This window comes from Euzebya sp. (genome assembly GCF_964222135.1).
In the GTDB taxonomy this organism is placed as follows: domain Bacteria; phylum Actinomycetota; class Nitriliruptoria; order Euzebyales; family Euzebyaceae; genus Euzebya.
On sequence record NZ_CAXQBR010000030.1, the window covers coordinates 46,426 to 62,400 of the forward strand.

The 15,975-nt window shown below is 72.3% G+C and carries 19 protein-coding genes; 18 read left to right on the forward strand and 1 reads right to left on the reverse strand.

The window, feature by feature from the left end:
• The 12 genes from ACEQ2X_RS08065 to ACEQ2X_RS08120 all read left to right on the forward strand — a co-directional run bounded on the left by ACEQ2X_RS08065 (position 1) and on the right by ACEQ2X_RS08120 (position 9,057).
• Complete coding sequence (locus tag ACEQ2X_RS08065; RefSeq protein WP_370325287.1) at positions 1-1,437, forward strand: hypothetical protein; 1,437 nt, start codon at positions 1-3, stop codon at positions 1,435-1,437.
• Positions 1,434-2,705 carry a head maturation protease, ClpP-related gene (locus ACEQ2X_RS08070; protein ID WP_370325288.1) on the forward strand — a complete coding sequence of 424 codons (1,272 nt, stop codon included), beginning with the start codon at positions 1,434-1,436 and terminating at the stop codon, positions 2,703-2,705. The genes ACEQ2X_RS08065 and ACEQ2X_RS08070 overlap by 4 nt, the downstream gene beginning before the upstream one ends.
• Positions 2,706-2,766: 61 nt before the next feature.
• On the forward strand, positions 2,767-3,174 hold the full coding sequence (locus ACEQ2X_RS08075; RefSeq protein WP_370325289.1) for a capsid cement protein: 408 nt from the start codon (positions 2,767-2,769) through the stop codon (positions 3,172-3,174).
• A 48-nt stretch (positions 3,175-3,222) separates the two neighbouring features.
• Positions 3,223-4,263, forward strand: a complete 1,041-nt coding sequence (locus tag ACEQ2X_RS08080; RefSeq protein WP_370325290.1) for a hypothetical protein — start codon at positions 3,223-3,225, stop codon at positions 4,261-4,263.
• Positions 4,264-4,304: 41 nt separating this feature from the next.
• Positions 4,305-4,796: a hypothetical protein gene (locus ACEQ2X_RS08085; RefSeq protein WP_370325291.1), complete on the forward strand. Its 492-nt coding sequence runs from the start codon at positions 4,305-4,307 to the stop codon at positions 4,794-4,796.
• A 55-nt stretch (positions 4,797-4,851) separates the two neighbouring features.
• Positions 4,852-5,223 carry a hypothetical protein gene (locus ACEQ2X_RS08090; RefSeq protein ID WP_370325292.1) on the forward strand — a complete coding sequence of 124 codons (372 nt, stop codon included), beginning with the start codon at positions 4,852-4,854 and terminating at the stop codon, positions 5,221-5,223.
• The gene (locus ACEQ2X_RS08095; protein ID WP_370325293.1) at positions 5,223-5,654 is read left to right on the forward strand and encodes a hypothetical protein; all 432 of its coding nucleotides are present in this window, start codon (positions 5,223-5,225) and stop codon (positions 5,652-5,654) included. Before ACEQ2X_RS08090 ends, ACEQ2X_RS08095 begins: the two co-directional genes overlap by 1 nt.
• Positions 5,651-6,259 (forward strand): hypothetical protein, encoded by a 609-nt coding sequence (locus ACEQ2X_RS08100; protein WP_370325294.1) that lies wholly within the window; start codon positions 5,651-5,653, stop codon positions 6,257-6,259. The genes ACEQ2X_RS08095 and ACEQ2X_RS08100 overlap by 4 nt, the downstream gene beginning before the upstream one ends.
• Before the next feature lie 14 nt (positions 6,260-6,273).
• The gene (locus tag ACEQ2X_RS08105; protein WP_370325295.1) at positions 6,274-6,540 is read left to right on the forward strand and encodes a hypothetical protein; all 267 of its coding nucleotides are present in this window, start codon (positions 6,274-6,276) and stop codon (positions 6,538-6,540) included.
• A gap of 2 nt (positions 6,541-6,542) precedes the next feature.
• Complete coding sequence (locus ACEQ2X_RS08110) at positions 6,543-8,045, forward strand: hypothetical protein (protein WP_370325296.1); 1,503 nt, start codon at positions 6,543-6,545, stop codon at positions 8,043-8,045.
• A 14-nt stretch (positions 8,046-8,059) separates the two neighbouring features.
• Positions 8,060-8,509 carry a hypothetical protein gene (locus ACEQ2X_RS08115; protein WP_370325297.1) on the forward strand — a complete coding sequence of 150 codons (450 nt, stop codon included), beginning with the start codon at positions 8,060-8,062 and terminating at the stop codon, positions 8,507-8,509.
• Positions 8,506-9,057: a hypothetical protein gene (locus ACEQ2X_RS08120; RefSeq protein ID WP_370325298.1), complete on the forward strand. Its 552-nt coding sequence runs from the start codon at positions 8,506-8,508 to the stop codon at positions 9,055-9,057. The genes ACEQ2X_RS08115 and ACEQ2X_RS08120 overlap by 4 nt, the downstream gene beginning before the upstream one ends.
• Here the strand turns inward: ACEQ2X_RS08120 and ACEQ2X_RS08125 are convergent.
• Positions 9,027-9,236, reverse strand: coding sequence for a hypothetical protein (locus tag ACEQ2X_RS08125; protein WP_370325299.1), 210 nt, complete (start codon positions 9,234-9,236; stop codon positions 9,027-9,029). The two genes, ACEQ2X_RS08120 and ACEQ2X_RS08125, sit on opposite strands and share 31 nt — an antisense overlap.
• A 104-nt stretch (positions 9,237-9,340) precedes the next feature.
• On the opposite strand from ACEQ2X_RS08125, the gene ACEQ2X_RS08130 reads away from it, so the two are divergent.
• From ACEQ2X_RS08130 to ACEQ2X_RS08155, 6 genes are read left to right on the forward strand one after another with little or no spacing between them, the layout of a single operon-like run.
• Positions 9,341-11,704, forward strand: a complete 2,364-nt coding sequence (locus tag ACEQ2X_RS08130) for a hypothetical protein (protein WP_370325300.1) — start codon at positions 9,341-9,343, stop codon at positions 11,702-11,704.
• Positions 11,701-12,438, forward strand: a complete 738-nt coding sequence (locus tag ACEQ2X_RS08135; RefSeq protein WP_370325301.1) for a LysM peptidoglycan-binding domain-containing protein — start codon at positions 11,701-11,703, stop codon at positions 12,436-12,438. The genes ACEQ2X_RS08130 and ACEQ2X_RS08135 overlap by 4 nt, the downstream gene beginning before the upstream one ends.
• Entirely contained in the window at positions 12,435-14,222 is a 1,788-nt protein-coding gene (locus tag ACEQ2X_RS08140) for a C40 family peptidase (RefSeq protein ID WP_370325302.1), read from the forward strand. The genes ACEQ2X_RS08135 and ACEQ2X_RS08140 overlap by 4 nt, the downstream gene beginning before the upstream one ends.
• An 18-nt stretch (positions 14,223-14,240) precedes the next feature.
• Positions 14,241-14,504 (forward strand): hypothetical protein, encoded by a 264-nt coding sequence (locus ACEQ2X_RS08145; protein ID WP_370325303.1) that lies wholly within the window; start codon positions 14,241-14,243, stop codon positions 14,502-14,504.
• Between the two features lie 10 nt (positions 14,505-14,514).
• The gene (locus ACEQ2X_RS08150) at positions 14,515-14,811 is read left to right on the forward strand and encodes a hypothetical protein (protein ID WP_370325304.1); all 297 of its coding nucleotides are present in this window, start codon (positions 14,515-14,517) and stop codon (positions 14,809-14,811) included.
• Complete coding sequence (locus ACEQ2X_RS08155; RefSeq protein ID WP_370325305.1) at positions 14,808-15,965, forward strand: baseplate J/gp47 family protein; 1,158 nt, start codon at positions 14,808-14,810, stop codon at positions 15,963-15,965. The genes ACEQ2X_RS08150 and ACEQ2X_RS08155 overlap by 4 nt, the downstream gene beginning before the upstream one ends.
• Positions 15,966-15,975 lie beyond the last annotated feature (10 nt).

The following is a 15,975-nucleotide window of genomic DNA, read 5'->3' on the forward strand; positions in this document are numbered from 1 at the left end:
ATGCCGGCAGTGTCCACCGTCCCCACCAGCGAGATCGGCAGCTCTGGGGTCGAGTCGAACCGGACCGGCTACGTCTACCAGTCGTCCCTGCACCGCGAGGACGTCGCGCTCCTTCGCTGGCCGTACTCGACCCGGACCTACGACCGGATCCGCCGCACCGACTCGAAGGTCGCCAGCTCGATCCGGTCGATGATGCTCCCGATCATCTCCGCGGAGTGGCACATCGACCCTCGTGGCGCCCGCCCGGAGGTCGTCGAGCGGGTGGCGGACAACCTGAACCTGCCGATCCTCGGCCAGGAGGACCGCAAGCCGGCCCGCTCCCGCGACCGGTTCGACTGGCCGTTCCACCTCCGCCACGCCCTCCTGTCCCGCGTGTGGGGGTTCACCGCCTTCGAGCAGGTCTACCGGGTCGACGACGACGGCTTCGCGCAGATCCGCAAGCTGGCCGTCCGGATGCCCCACACGATCGACGACCTGGTCGTCGCCGACGACGGCGGCCTCATCGGCATCCGCCAGAAGCCCACCGGAGCCGCGCCGCGCGGCCCGTTCATCCCGATCGACCGTGCCGTCGTCTACACCTTCGACCGGGAGGGGTACGACTGGCGGGGCAACTCGATCCTGCGGCCCATCTACCGCGAGTTCCTGCTGAAGGACCACGCCCACCGCGTCGGCGCGATCCACGTCGAGCGGAACGGCGCAGGCGTCGTCATCGTCAACGACGACCCGGACGCCGAGGACCCGCAGGCTGAGGCGGACGCCAACCAGAAGCTGGCCTCGAGCGTCCGGGCCGGCTCGAACGCCGGCGGCCGCCTGTCAGCCGGCGCCAAGGCGCAGATCCACGGGGTGACCGGAGAGACCCCCGACATCATCGCGTTCATCCGGATGTACGACGAGGCGATCGCCCAGAACGTCCTCGACAACTTCAGCTCGCTGCCGTCGGCACCCAACGGGTCGCGGGCGCTCGGCACGTCGATGATCGACTTCTTCGTCCGCGGGCTGAACGCCCACGCGAAGGACATCGCGACGGTCTGCACCGGCCACGTCGTCGAGGACCTCGTCGACCTCAACTGGGGACCCGACGAGCCTGCCCCCGCGGTCGTGTGCGGCGAGATCGGCGCCGACCAGCAGCCCACCGCCGCCGCGCTGAAGATGCTCGTCGACGCCGGCGTCATCACCCCGGACGCCGAGCTGGAGGCGTGGCAGCGCCGCTACTACGGCGCACCCACCAAGGCCGACGGGACCGCCGACGAGCCTGGCGCCGCCGACGGTCCCGTCTCACCGGAGGAAGACCGCGACGGGGCGCCCAGGTCACTGACCGCCGCAGAGGTGGCACAGAAGGTCTACCTGGCCGTCCGCGAGGACGTGGTCACCCGCGGGGAGGCCCGCCGGATGATTGCCGAGGCAGGCGCCCGCCTCGATGGAGAGGACGACGAGTGAACCGCCACCACGCGATGTACGCCGCGATCGATCGGCGCACGATCCTCAGCCGACTCGACCAGATCGCCGGCACCGGACGCTGGTACACGATCCAGAACGCGGCCGGCGACAACGGCCGGGCGACGATCCGGATCTTCGACGAGATCGGCTACTGGGGCGTCACCGAGGAGGACTTCGCCCGCGACCTCGAGCAGATCGACGCCGACGAGATCGAGGTGCAGATCTCCTCGCCCGGCGGTGAGGTGTACGCCGGCATCGCGATCTACAACCAGCTGCGCGCCCACCGGGCCCGCATCATCACCCGCGTCGACGGGATGGCCGCCTCCGCGGCGTCGGTGATCGTCCAGGCTGGCGACGAGCGGCTGATGATGTCGTCGGCGCAGATGATGATCCACGAGGCCTGGGGCCTCTGTGTGGGTCCGGCCGGCGACATGCGTGACTTCGCGGAGCTGCTCGACAAGCAGTCCGACATCATCGCCGGCATCTACGCGGCCCGGTCGGGCCGTGACGTCGCGGAGTTCCGCGACCTGATGCGCACCGACACGTACCTGACCGACACCGAGGCCGTCGACCTGGGGTTGGCCGACTCGGTCTACGAGCCGCCCAGCAAGGCCGTCGCGGCCGCCACCGCGGCCGCGGCCGCGCAGGCACGCCGCCAGATGGCGAACGCCACCCGGACCCCCCTGAACACCCGCACGACCGGCCCGCAGGGCCAGGAGGACAGCATGGATCTGAACGAGATCCGCGAGGCCCTGGGCCTGGCGGCCGACACCCCCGACGACGAGGTCATCGCCCTCGCGGCCGAGCGGCTCGCCACCCCGCCCACCGGCGACCCGAAGCCGACCGACGATGGCGATCCGGTGGCACAGGTTCCCCCGCCGCCCTCCGGCCCCCCTGCGCCTGCCGAGCCGACCCTGCCGGACGGCCTGATCGCGGTCTCCGCCGCCCGGTTCCAGGAGATGCAGGAGCAGATCGCCGAGCTGGCCGCCGACAACGAGAAGCGGTCCGTCGCGGAGGCCAAGTCCCACCGGGACGGGCTGATCAAGGCTGCGCTGCGCGACGGGAAGATCGCCAAGTCCGAAGAGAAGAGCTGGCGGGACCAGCTCGACGAGGCGCCCGAGGCCGTCGAGGCGCTCCTCAACTCGATGCCGGCTAGCCGCCGCGTCCCCGTCGGCGAGCTCGGCTACGCCGGCGGCGACGCCGACACGGTGACCGACGAGGACGCCAAGTACGCCAGCTTGACCGCCGACGCCCCCACGTACAGCTGACCGGCTGACGCACCTTCGACCCCTGCACCCCTGACCTCTCGCGCGCTGAGGAGACCCTGTCATGTCTGACCACCTGCCCAAGTACTCCGCGGGGTCCGTCACCCGCACCGCCTCGGCCGCCATCACCGGCGGCCAGCTGGTCACTGTCACCGGTGACCTGACCGTCGGCCCGGCCGGCGCCGGCGACGTCGTGGTCGGCGTGGCCGACCGCGATGCCGCCACCGACGAGCTGGTCACCGTCACCACCATCGGCGTCACCCACGTGCTGACCGCCGCTGCGGCCGTCGACGCCGGCGACCTGCTGATGGCTGCCGCCGACGGTGAGGTCACCCCCGTCGCCGCCGCCGCCGCGACCGGTTCGGCCACCGCGCAGACCGCCACCGACATCGAGAACGCGAAGGTCGTCATCGGCGTCGCCTGGCAGGACATCGCCCAGGACGAGACCGGCGAGTGCCTGCTGCGCGTCTGACCCCATCCCACGCACCGACCCCCCGCTGATCTGAGAGGACCCCTCACCATGAAGAACCTGGCCGTGCGTGCCCTGACGCGCCTGCTCGCCCCCTTCCTGATGCCGGTCGCGTTGGCCCGCGGCCTGGTGTCGCTGCTCAACCTGGACGTCACCTACCCGCCGCGTCCCGGCACCATCGACGAGGACGGGGTCGCGCACATCTCGGAGTTCCTGAAGGACCCCGCGATGATCGCCCGCCGCATGCGCGACATCGCCGACAAGATCTTCGTCGGAGACAAGATCCTCCGCGGCCGCGCCTCCACCGCGTCCGGGACGGTGTCCTACGGCCAGTCCGAGAGCATCTACGCCGACGCCGCCCCCGAGGTCGTCGCCCCAGGCGGCGTCTACCCGACCACCGTGATCGCCGCCGTCGCGCGGATCTGGGAGTCGATGAAGAAGGTCGGCCTCGCCACCGAGATCACCCTCGAGTCCGTCGAGGAGCTCCGCTGGGACCCCGTCGACCGGGCCATCCGGAAGCTGAAGAACCGGCAGATCCAGGCGTTCGACCTGCGGGTCATCGCCAAGATCGTCGCCGCGTTCCCGCTCATCCCCACCGTCACCGGGTCCGACTGGGGGTCGGCGACGACCGCCGCGCCGGTGAAGCACGTCCTCCAGGCCATCGCCGACATCCGCGACCTGCAGGAGGGCTACGACCCCGACACGCTGCTGCTCGACCACGACAAGTTCGTCGAGTGGGTCGCCAACCCGCAGATCATGGCGCTGCTCGCCCGCTACGCCGGCGGCGACGCCGACTTCACCGTGTCGGAGAACAGCATCTTCCTGCCCGGCGCGAACCTGACGATCCTGTCCCAGCCGACCGGGACCGGCATCACCGACCCGCTGGTGTTCGACTCCACCCAGCTCGGCTCCATCGTCCGCAAGGAGTCCGACCCCGCCGAGGACGACGGCGTGAAGATCTCCTCGAAGTACTTCGACGAGAACGAGGTCTCCCCGGGCGGCAAGTCCGAGGCATGGCGGCTCACCACCAAGCGTGAGCGCGAGCCGATCGTGCAGGAGCCGCAGGCCGCCGTCCGGATCACGGGCACCTGAGCCGGTCCGCGCACCGTCCACCACGAGGTGAGGAGGCCGTCATGGCCAAGGAGAAGAAGGTCACCGGCGTCCGGTCTGCGTTCGTGCGGGTCGGCTCCGGCGCCAACGTCCGCGAGGTCGTCGTCCACCACGGCGAGCCGCTGCCCGACGGCGTCACCGCTGACGAGCTGAAGCGGCTCGGCGAGCTGGGCGTGTTCGGCCCGACACCGCGGCACCTGCTGCCGGTCAACGAGCGGCCCCGGCTGGTGTCGGTCCCCGGCACGGCGAAGCTCGTACCGGCCGACAGCGTCGACGTCGGGAAGATCGAGGCGCGCGCCGTCGAGGCCGAGGAGGCCGCGGAGACGCTGAAGGCGGACCTGGCCGAGGCGAACGAGAAGCTCCTCGTCGCCGCCCGGCTCGCCCCGGTCGTCGCGCAGGACCTCGAGAAGGTGCAGGAGCACCTGAAGGCCCACCCGGAGGACCGCGAGGCGATCCTGTTCCTCGAGGCCCACGGCCAGAAGCGCAAGGGCATCCTCGGCGAGACCGGGAGCTGACGAGATGGCTGAGCTGCCGCCGTGGGCCCCCGCGACCACGGCGGTGGCTCACCACTTGCGCTCGTACACCAAGGACGAGCACGGCCGCACGACCGACGACTTCACCGCGACGACGACGATCCGGAAGGCCGAGGCCGACCAGGCGGTCCTCGAGATCTCCGGTGAGGTGTCCGCCGCCGTCGGCGAGCTCGCCGTCGTCCTCGAACCGCTCGCTGCGTCGGTCACCGCGCTCGGCGCGGCCGCCCAGGCTGTCGTCGACCTCGACGGCGAGCTGTCGGCCCGGCTGCGTGGCTGGTACGAGGACGGCCTCGCCCGCCTGAAGGTCGCTGCCCGCGACGAGCGGGACGGCACCCTCGACGGTCGCGCGCGTCGCCCCGCCACCTGGGAGGGCCCCGACGCCTGGGACCAGTCCCGGCGGGCCTACTGATGTACGGCGTCCGCATCGACGGCGCCGACCGGCTCGCCGGCCAGCTGGACGACATGGCCGATCAGGTCACCGAGCTGCGGCCGGTGCTGCTCGACGTCGTCGACCGGCTGCGTGAGCTGATCGTCGACCACGTCGAGTCCGGCGGGTCCGGCACCTGGCCGCCGCTGGACCCCGAGACGATCATCCGCAAGGCCCGGGAGGGCCACTCCACCCGGCCCGGCCAGCGGACCGGTGCGCTGCTCGACTCCCTCGCCGGCGACAGCCCTGCCAGCGTGGAGCACGTCGACGACGACTCCGCCGAGGCCGGCACCGCCATCGACTACGCCCGGTTCGTCAACGCGGTCCGGCCGCTCATCCCCGACCTGGACGGCGGCGACGTCGACGAGCTCGCCGAGCTGATCCTCGAGCGGCTGATGGAGGCCCTGTCGTGACCACCGCGCCGGCGTTCGGACGGATCATCGGCGCCGACGACGTCGCCGACGCCGTCCTCGGCCAGCTGCAGGAGTGGATGACCGCCTACCTGGCGGAGAAGGCCCGACAGGCCGGCCTGGACGCCGACACCCTCCCGCCGATCCGGTCGTGGGATGTCCTGCCGACCCGCACCCCCGGCGGGGAGCACGAGCCGCCAGCCTGTCTGGTCGTCCCCGAGGGGATCCGTGGTGTCGTCGACGACGGCACCGGCAAGCTGGCCGGCCAGTTCCAGGTGGCCGTGGTGCTGCTGGTCGAGTCGATCGAGTACCACCCCGCCGTGCGGCTGATCGGCCGGTACACCGCCGCCGCGGCCGCGCTGCTGGTCCAGCAGCGCCACTACCCGGACCTGCCCGTCACGGCCGTCACGTTGCAGCGCGTCGACTGGTCGGTGCGGCGACGCAACCGCCACCAGGGCGAAGGGGTCGTCACCGTCGGCCTGCACGTCCCCGGGATCGTCGACCCGATCGCCGGCCCCGCCGACGTCCCGGTCCCGCCGACCTCCACCCCGGCAGACCCGCCCATCGCGACCGACGTGCAGGTCGCCGTCGTCCACACGTTCGACTGAGGAGCACCCCCGTCATGGAGTACCGCAACCCGGGCCGCGAGCCCGTCGACCTGGCGTCGGGACGGCTGGTCCGCCGCGGCGGCACCGTCACCCTCCCCCCGGAGGGCGAGAAGACCATCGCCGCGCACGACCAGGCGCACATCGACGCCGGCCGGCTCGTCGCCGTGAAGGCCCGGCCGCCCGCCGCCCCACCGCCGCCGGCGCCGAAGCCGCGCGGCGGGAAGTCCCGGACCGGCAGCGGCGACGCCGTGGCCGCCGACACGACGAGTGAGGAGAGCTGACCATGACGACGCTCGTGACGCCCGGCGCCAACGTCCGGTGGGGCAACGCCCCCGCCCAGCCGGCAGAGTCCACCGCGATCGACACGACGTTCCTGCCGATCGTCGCCGAACGGGGCCCCGTCGACACCCCCGTCGCGCTGGTCGACATCGTCGGCTACCGCGACACGTTCGGTGACCGCGCCGTCGGGTTCGAGATGTCCTACGACGTCGTCGAGGCCCTCACCCGCGGCACCCGCGGCCGCAGGGTCGTCGCCATCCGCGTCCCCGGCGGCCCCGCGCACGCGACCGCCGAGGTCACCCTCGACGACGGTGAGGGCGAGCCCGCCGCGGCGGTCACGATCACGGCCGCCTGGCCCGGCGCGGCCGGCAACCGGCTGACCGTCGACGTGGTCGCCGGCTCGTCCGCGGACCTGCGCACCCTCGTCGTCACCTCCGACGACGTCGAGGTGCAGCGGGTCATCGACTTCGACGGCGCCGGCGACCTCGTCGACCAGCTCGAATCCTCGACCTGGGTGCGCGGCACCCTCGACGGCGAGGCCGACGCGATCCCCGCCGTCGTGGCCGACCAGGACCTGGCCGGCGGTGACGACGACCTGGACAACCTCACCCTCACCGAGGTCGAGGCAGCCCTCGAGCTGCTCGACGAGTCGTGGGGCCGCGGCCAGCTGATCGCGCCGCTGTGGACCTCCACCGCCGCCCACGAGCTCCTGCTCGAGCAGGCGGCCAAGGACGGCCGCAACCGGGTCGCCTACCTCGACGCGCCGCTCGTCACCACCTTCGACGACACCGTCCACACCACCTGGGCCGGCCTGCGTGACGCCGTCTCCGAGCACCTGGTCGACGGGGTCGACATCTCCCGCCTCGGCCTGCCGTTCCCGGTGTGGCACAACCTGCAGCCGTACGGCACCGGCGACGGAATCCCCCGCCGGGTGCCCGGGTCGGTGTTCGCCGCCGCGGTCACCGCCACCGCGGACCAGACGAACACGCCGAGCACGATGCCGATCGCCGAGCGGGGCTACCCCGCCGACGCCGGCACCAACGGCGTGTTCCGCGAGCCGGTGCTGACCATCACCGCGCAGCAGCGCACCGCGCTGACCGCCGACCACATCAACGTCCCGGCCTACGACCAGCAGCTCGGCGCCCGCCTGTACGGGTTCCGGTCGGTGTCGGCCGACCCGATGTGGCGGCAGGGCAACTGGGCCCGCTACGGCATGTCGCTGCAGGCCCGCCTCGACGCCCGCGCCGAACGGTTCGTCGGCGGCCACATCACCCGCGACACCCTCGCGGAGCTGAAGAACAACGCCGCGTTGGAGCTCACCGCCGACTACGAGGCCGGCGACATCTTCGGTGACACCGTCGACGACGCGTTCACCGTCGACGTCGGCGACACCGTCAACCCGGCCGACGAGATCGCCGCCGGCCGGATGCGCGGCCGCGCCGAGGTCACCATGACCCCGGCCGGTGAGACCGTCATCTTCGACCTGCTCGCCCGCCCGATCGCCTGACCCGAGGAGCACCCGTGAACGATCAGATCAGGCCGACCGCGGCGTCACAGCGGACGGTCAACTTCCTCGACCCGCGCACCGGACGGGTCGTCCGCACCATCCGCGGCTGGGCCGAGACGACCGGACCGCGCACCGAGGTCGAGTCATCGAAGTGGGCCGGCGCCGGCTCCGAGGGCGACCTCCCCGTCATGGGGCTCACGAAGACCACCGAGGACATCACCCTCACCACGGCGTTCCCCATCGACGTCGAACCCGAGGTCCGCCGGTGGCTGCGGAACCACATCACCTCGCCGGTCGAGTACATCGACCAGCCGATCCACCCCCAGACCAAGGAGCCGCTCGGCAAGGCCGACCTGTACCGCGGCTTCCTGAAGGGGGTCGTGCCGCCCGGTGGTGGCCGGTCGAACACCGCTGAGGCGGCCGAGATCCAGTGCGTCCTCACCGTCCGTGGAGTCGTCGGATGACCAACGAACTCCGCGACGACGACCTCGGGTTGCAGCCGGCCGCCCCCTCCTCCCCGCTGGCGGACATGCGCGCCGGCCTGTTCGACGGCATCGAAGACGAGATCGCCGAGCAGGAAGAGGAGTTCCGCTGGCTCAACCTGACCATCGACAAGCTGGACCTGCCCCGCTTCGCGGTGAAGGTCCGCTTCGGGAAGGTCCCCCACGCGCTGCTGCGCCGGCTGTTCGACGTGCCGAAAAAGAAGCAGCGCGCCCAGCCCGACTGGGATCTGCAGGGCGCCGTCACCCTGCTTCTGGAGGCCTGTCAGGGCGTGTTCGCCGAGACCCCGGACGGGGACCGGTACGCGTTCAACCGCACCGCCCCCGACGGGGAGTGGCCGACCTTCGCCGACGACTGGCAGACCATCGCGGCGAACCTGCCCCGCGGCGACGAGATCACCGGCCCGCGGGCGCTGATCCGCCGGCTGTACGACGACGGGCAGATCCTGGTCACCGCCACCGCGGTGCAGCGCCACTCCGGCTACGACGAGACGCTGCTCGCGGGAAACTGACCCGCCGCACCGGCTGGCATGACTTCGCCGGCCGTGCGGCGCTTCTCGGCCAGACCGCCGACGTCCTCGAGCTGCTCGGCCGGCCCATCGACGACATCGCCCACGTCGAGCACGCCACCAACGCCGCGGAGGAGCACCTGCACCGGATCCTCCGCAGCTACGTCGGCCTGCTCGTCCACGCGATCACCGGCAAGCCGGTCCAGTGGAACGACGACCAGGCCGGCGAGCCGATCCCGATGGGTGAGATCACCGACGAGCAGTAGCCCCGACGTGAGGAGGCGTGGTGGCCAACGGCGACATCACGATCGTCCTCGACCTGCGCGGCAACGCCGACGTCGACCGGCGGCTGCAGACCACCCGCAGGAACGTCCACGACCTCGCCTCGGAATCCGACCAGGCCGGACGCAAGGCCACCCTCATGGGGCGGATGTTCTCCGGCGCCGGGTCGGCGATCCAGTCCGTCGGCCGGATCGCCGCCACCGCGGTCCGCGGGTTCGCCGCCCTCACCGCCGCCGTCGGCGCCGCCGCGCTGACGATCGGCTACCGGTTCACCCAGGCCGCGTCCGATGCCGCAGAGACCCGTCAGGCGTTCGACACCGTCTTCCAGGGCGACCCGCTCGAAGGGATCAACGCCTACGTCGAGGAGACGAACCACCGGTTCGGGATCGCCAACACGCAGCTGCGTGAGGCCGCGTTGACGTTCGGGGTGTTCGGCCAGGCCGCCGGCATCGCCCAGGGCGACCTCGACGACTTCTCTTCGTCGCTCGTCACCGCCGGGCTGGACCTGTCGAGCTTCCACAACGCCAACCCGCAGGAGGTGTTCGAGGCGCTCCGGTCCGGCCTGTCCGGTGAGGCCGAGCCGCTCCGACGGTTCGGGATCTTCCTGTCCGAGGCGTCGCTGCAGGCCTTCGCGCTCGAGCAGGGCATCGGCACCGCCGTGTCGGCGATGTCAGAGCAGGAGAAGGTCGCGCTCCGCCAGCAGTTCATCCTCGCCAGCCTCGGAGCCGCCCACGGCGACCTGGCCCGCACCGCCGACTCGCTCGCCAACCAGCAGCGTCGCCTGTCCGGCATCTGGCAGGACAACCGCGAGCGGATCGGCACCGCCCTCATGCCGGTCCTCGAAGGTCTCACCCGGGTCACCGCCGAGCTGGCCGGCGTGCACCTGCCCAACCTCGCCGCCCAGCTCGAGGCGGTCGTCCCGTCCGCCGACGTCGTCGAGGCCGCCCTGTGGCGGGTCGTCGACCGTGCCGGCGACCTGATCACCACCTTCCGCAGCGGCGGGCTCGAGGAGGCCCTCGTCTCGGTGTTCGGAGAGGAGTCCCGCGGACTGATCGAAGCCGTCGGCGACATCCTCGAAGACATCGGCCTGGTCGTCGTCGCCGTCGTCCAGGGGTTCCTCAACGGCGCCGCCGGCATGCGTGAGGTGCTGCCGTGGTTCCGCACCCCGCTGGAGCTGCTCCGCGACGGCCTCGCCTGGCTGGCGGAGAACCGCGGGGTCGTGTCGACGTTCGGGCAGGTCCTCGGCACCGTCGTCCCGGTCCTCGGGGCGGTCGCCGCCGGCGTCGCCGCGGTCAACCTGGTCATGTCGGCCAACCCGATCGTGCTGGTCGTCGGCGCCCTCGCCGCGCTGGTCGCCGGGCTGGTGCACGCCTACCGGACGTCCGACGACTTCCGGGCCCGCGTCGACGCGGTGTGGCAGTGGCTGCAGCAAGCCGCCGGCTGGCTGCGCACCAACGTCCTCGAGCCGCTGGTCGTCTGGTGGTCCACCGTGATGTGGCCGACCCTGCAGGCCGTCGCCGCTGAGGTGGCGCCGATCCTCGCCGGGATCGTCCGCAACATCGGCGGGACCATCCAGGCGGTCTGGACCGGGATCATCCAACCGGCCGTCGACTGGTTCACCAGCAACTGGCCACGGATCTCCAACGCCGCAGGACGGGTGTGGGAGCTGATCTCCCCGATCGTCGACGCGATCGTGCAGGCCCACGAGGCGCTGTGGCACAACGTCCTCGAGCCGCTGCTCAGCTTCTGGGTCGACACGCTGTGGCCGGGCATCAACACCGCGATCAGCGAAGCCGGCCCGGTCGTCACCGGCATCCTCGAGGCGATCCTCGACCACGTCGAGTGGCTGATCAGCGGTGTCGAGACGGCCGCCAGCGCGGTGTCGTCCTGGTGGGACGCCCTCGTCGAGGGAGCCCAGGAGGCGTGGGAGCTCGTCCAGCCGATCATCGACAACATCCGGTCGGGGTTCGAGACCGTCACCGACGTCGTCGACCGGCTCAACCCGTTCTCCGGCGGCACCGCCCCCCGCAACGTCCTGCCCGTCGAGCCGCGCGCCACCGGCGGGCCGGTCGCCGGCGGGATGCCCTACCGGGTCGGGGAGCTCGGCCCCGAGCTGTTCGTCCCGAACACGTCCGGGTGGATCCTCAACCACCGGCAGACCGCCGCAGCCGCCCCGCAGCTGCACGCCGTCTCCGCCGCTGCTGACGTCGCACCCCGCCGGGGCGGCGACGGCGCCACCTTCCACATCACCGTCAACGCCACCTTCGACGGTGACGGCACCACCGACCGGCAGCGGGCCCGCAACATCGGCCGTGAGATCGCCGACGAGGTCCGCCGCCAGCAGCTCGTCGACGAGGTCATCGGGTGACCGTCAACCGCTACGTCAGGCCCGAGCCTGCCCGGTCCGGGTGGGCGATCATCCAGACCGACCCTCCACCCCGCCGGACCTTGTGGCTGGACCACAAGCCGCACACGCTCCGGCGGGGCGGGGTCGGCGGCTGGCGCAGCCGGACCGTGGACCGCGGCCTCGACGTCGTCGAGTTCGGCTCCACCCCCCGCCACACGATGCGGCTCGAGCTGCTGTTCGACGCCGTCGGCACCCCCCGTGACGACGTGCAGGCACAGCTGGAGCTCCTCCACCTATTCGGCCGCAAGATCAACCAGGCCGACCCCGAGTCGACCCCCCCGCTGGTCGCGTTGACGTTCGGCCGGTCCCAGCAGCTCCGCTGGGTCATCGACGACATCGACCCGGTCCGCCAGGTCGAACACCCCGCGACGGGCCGGATCATGCAGGCCGTCGTCCACGTCGACCTGTCCGAGGCGCGGCTGCCGACGTTGGCGTTCACCGACACCACCCCCGTCGAGGAAGCCCACGCCACCACCGGGCCGGCCCGGCCGTTCACCCGGCCCGACGACACCGCCGGCGACGGCGGGTTCCCGACGTCGTACACGGTGCAGCCGGGCGACACCCTCATCGGCATCGCCACCCGCCTGTACGGCGACTGGCGTCGGTTCGAGGACATCTACCAGGCCAACCGGCCTCCGCTCGTCGACCGGGACCTCATCCCGGCCGGCCTCGTCCTGACCCTCCCCGCCCCATGACCAACTCGACGTTGATGCTGCAGCAGGTCGCCATGCTGCTCCGCGACCAGGGCATCGTCGGCGACACGCTCGTGCAGCTGACCGCCGCCTCCGTCGTCGAGTCCGGCCCCGGCGCCGACGCAGACCCGAACGGGCTGCTGTACGCCGACTGGCAGGCCGTCAACCCCGACGACGCCGACCCGCCCAAGTGGGGGCCGTCGTACAACTTCCTCCAGGTCAGGTCGCTGCAGCCCGGCCGGCCCGAGCTCGCCCAGGGGTACGCCCACCGGCACCCCGACTTCCTCACCGCATCACCCGTGAACGGCGCGATCGCCGTCGCCGCCGTCCTCCGCGAGCCCGGCGCGTCGCTCAACCTGTGGTCGTCGATCGCGTCCGGGGACCACCGGCCGTTCATCCCCGCTGCCCGGGACGCCGCTGCGAACCTGGCGAACACCGAGGTCGCGACCGGCGAGACGACACCGGCCGGCCAGCCCGACCCGTCCCGGCCGCGCGGCCCCTCATCGTCCTCGGCGCCGACGTCGAGCCTGGTCGCCGGGCTCGGCACCTACGGCGTCAACCAGATCAGCCTCGAAGGCGAACAGCTCTCCGCGATCGCGACGGTCCTGAACGCACGGATGCTCCGGTCCATCCGCGACGCCTCCACCCTCACCGTGGTGGTCGCCGATCGGCATGGCCGGCTTCTCCGCTCCCCGCTGCTCGACCAGCGCTCCCAGTCCGTCGTCGACGGGATCCTGTGGGACCTGTTCGCCTACCGGCGGGTCGGCACCGACCTCGAGCTCACCCTCATCGACGCCGCCGCCGCCGACCTCGTCCACGACAAGCCCAACCCGCCCGTCGCCCAAGGCCCCGGGGTGGCGACCCGCGGGGCGTGGTGGCGCCGCATCGTCGAACGGCACCCGTGGATCCGCTACGACATCGACGCGGAAGACCCCACCCCGACCGAGCTGACCACCGAGGTCGGCGAGTCGAGCTGGCAGGCGCTCGGCCGCACCGCCGAGCAGGTCGCCATGCGCAGGTTCGCGACCGCGAACCGGATCGTGATCGGCGCCGACGAGTGGCTGATGCGCCGCACCGGCCCGTTCGTCATCCGCGAGGGGTACGGCGGCATCACCCGCATCGAGTTCGACGTCACCCCCGGCACCCCCGCCGTCAAGGCCACCGTCACCTGCGACGCCCAGCTGTGGGCCGCCCCGCCCTCCCAGGCCGTCACCGTCGACGACCACGGGCCGGCGTCGGGCGACTGGATGGTCGAGGAGATCGAACGGACCTACGGCTCCACCGAGGCCACCATCCAACTGACCCGCGCCCAACCGGCCCTGGTCGAACCGCCACACGAGGCCGACCCCGGCAGCCTCGGCGCCCTCGTCGGCGCCCAACTCGCCGGCGTCGGCGGCCGCCGGATCGTCCAAGACGTCGTCGCCGCCGCCATGACCCACACCGGCAAGCCGTACGTGTTCGGCGCCAAGGGCCCGTCGGCGTTCGACTGCTCCGGCCTCGCCACCGCCGCCGCCCGCACCGTCGGGCTGTCGTTCCCCGGCGGGTCGAAGAACCAGTACGCCGCCTGCCGCGACGCCGGCCGGCTCATCCCCGTCGGCGAGGCCGTCCGCACCTACGGCGCCGCGCTGTTCCGCATGACCGGCGACCCCACCCACGTGGCGATCTCCCGCGGCGACGGCACCACCATCGAAGCGCGCGGCCGCCGCTACGGCGTCGGCGTGTTCTCCGCCACCGACGGCCGCGCCTGGACCCACGGCGGCCTCATCCCCGGCGCCACCTACATCTGACCCTGGAAGGGACGCTGCATGGCCAGGTTCCCGCGCAACATCCCGGTCCAGTTCGAGCTGGTCGGCTGCACCATCCGGTCCGCCAACCTCGACGGGACGTGCCGGTGGCAGGTCGACGACACCGACCGGCTGCGCGGCCCCGCGAGCTACATGCGCGTCGGCGACCAGCAGGCCCCGCCCGCCGACGGTCCGGCGGTCGCGCTGGTGCCGAACGGGAACCTCGACGCCGCCGTGATCATCCCGTTCGCCCTGGGCGTCGTCGGCGCCCACACCCACGTGTGAGGAGCTGCTGATGGCCGACACGCTCGCCTGGCCGGTCCGTGTCGTCGACGGCGCCTTCGTGATGGTGGAGGTCGGCTCCGAGGAGGAGGCCCGGCAGAACGTCGCCGTGCTGGCCGCCACCCGGCAGGGCGAGCGGATCCCCGCGCCCGGCTACGGGATCCCGGACCCGACCGGGATCCGCGAGTTCGACACCGCCGAGCTCACCTCCGCCGCCGCCCGGTTCGTCCCCGGCGTCCCCGTCCGCGTGGTGGAGGACCGAGCCGACGACACCGGCACCTTGACGATCACCGTGGACGTGAACCCGTGAGCGACCCGTTCGTCGACTACCCGCTGCCCGTCGACCCCGTCGACCTGACCGTCCGGCAGATCGCCCAGCTCGAAGCGCAGACCGGCGCGGCGGTGAACGAAGGCCACCCGCTGGTCGCCGCCGTCGAGGGGGTGATGACCCGCATCGCCGAGCTGCGTCTCACCGTCGTCGACGTGACCCGTGCGGCGTTCCGCGACTCCGGCGTGAAGATCGACGGGGTCGCGTTCATCGACGCCGCGCCGGCCACGGTCGAGACGACGTGGACGATGGTCGACGACGCCGGCTACACCATCGAGCCCGGGGTGCGGATGGCGTACCGGCTGGCCGGTGACCGGTTCGTCCAGTTCGAACTCGTCGACCCGCTCACCATCGACCCCGGCGACACCACCGCCACCGGCGTGGTCATGCAGGCCATCACCGCCGGCAGCCACGCGAACGGCCTGGAACCGGCTGGGCTGGTGCCGGTCGACCAGCTGGCCGCCGTCGCCTCCGTAGTGACCACCTCCACCTCCGCTGGTGGTGTGGATGCCGAGTCCGCGCTCGAGTACGTGAACCGGCTCGTCGCGTTCAGGCGTCGCCGTGGCGACCGGCTGATCACCCCGGAGAACTTCGCCGACGCCGCGCTCGAGCACCCCGAGGTCGCCCGCGCCGTCGCGATCGCCAACTACGACCCCGACACCGGGGCGACCGACGCCGAACGGCACGTCACCGTCATCGTCCACAACGACCTCGGGCTCCCGGTCACAGCCGGCGCGAAGGCCGACATCCTCGCCACCTTCGAGGCCCGCCGCGAGCTCGGGTTCATCGGCCACGTCATCGACCCGACCTACACCGGCGTCGACATCGACTTCACCGCCACCGCCCAGACCGGGTACGACCCGCTCGAGGTCCGCGCCGCCGGCATCGCCACCGTCACCACCTGGCTGTCCCCCGCGAATGCCGGCGCCCGCGCGTCGGGGGAGTGGGCCGCCGAGCTGATCATCTACCCGACCGAGATCGCCGCCGCCCTCGACCGCGTCGCCGGGCTCGAGCTGATCACCGAGGTGCTCGTCAACGGCGGCCGCGACCCCGTCGTCCTGCCCGGCATCGCACCGCTGCCGTCCCCGGTCGACGCCGACGACGACCCGTCGACGGTGACCGGCACCGTCACCTGAACCTGGAGGC

Excerpts from the sequence above, each read along its gene's own strand:
- ACEQ2X_RS08075 (WP_370325289.1), top strand. The coding sequence starts at position 2,767 with ATGTCTGACCACCTGCCCAAGTACTCCGCGGGGTCCGTCACCCGCACC.
- ACEQ2X_RS08095 (WP_370325293.1), top strand. The coding sequence starts at position 5,223 with ATGTACGGCGTCCGCATCGACGGCGCCGACCGGCTCGCCGGCCAGCTG.
- ACEQ2X_RS08110 (WP_370325296.1), top strand. The coding sequence starts at position 6,543 with ATGACGACGCTCGTGACGCCCGGCGCCAACGTCCGGTGGGGCAACGCC.
- ACEQ2X_RS08120 (WP_370325298.1), top strand. The coding sequence starts at position 8,506 with ATGACCAACGAACTCCGCGACGACGACCTCGGGTTGCAGCCGGCCGCC.
- ACEQ2X_RS08145 (WP_370325303.1), top strand. The coding sequence starts at position 14,241 with ATGGCCAGGTTCCCGCGCAACATCCCGGTCCAGTTCGAGCTGGTCGGC.
- ACEQ2X_RS08105 (WP_370325295.1), top strand. The coding sequence starts at position 6,274 with ATGGAGTACCGCAACCCGGGCCGCGAGCCCGTCGACCTGGCGTCGGGA.
- ACEQ2X_RS08065 (WP_370325287.1), top strand. The coding sequence starts at position 1 with ATGCCGGCAGTGTCCACCGTCCCCACCAGCGAGATCGGCAGCTCTGGG.
- ACEQ2X_RS08140 (WP_370325302.1), top strand. The coding sequence starts at position 12,435 with ATGACCAACTCGACGTTGATGCTGCAGCAGGTCGCCATGCTGCTCCGC.
- ACEQ2X_RS08080 (WP_370325290.1), top strand. The coding sequence starts at position 3,223 with ATGAAGAACCTGGCCGTGCGTGCCCTGACGCGCCTGCTCGCCCCCTTC.
- ACEQ2X_RS08085 (WP_370325291.1), top strand. The coding sequence starts at position 4,305 with ATGGCCAAGGAGAAGAAGGTCACCGGCGTCCGGTCTGCGTTCGTGCGG.
- ACEQ2X_RS08150 (WP_370325304.1), top strand. The coding sequence starts at position 14,515 with ATGGCCGACACGCTCGCCTGGCCGGTCCGTGTCGTCGACGGCGCCTTC.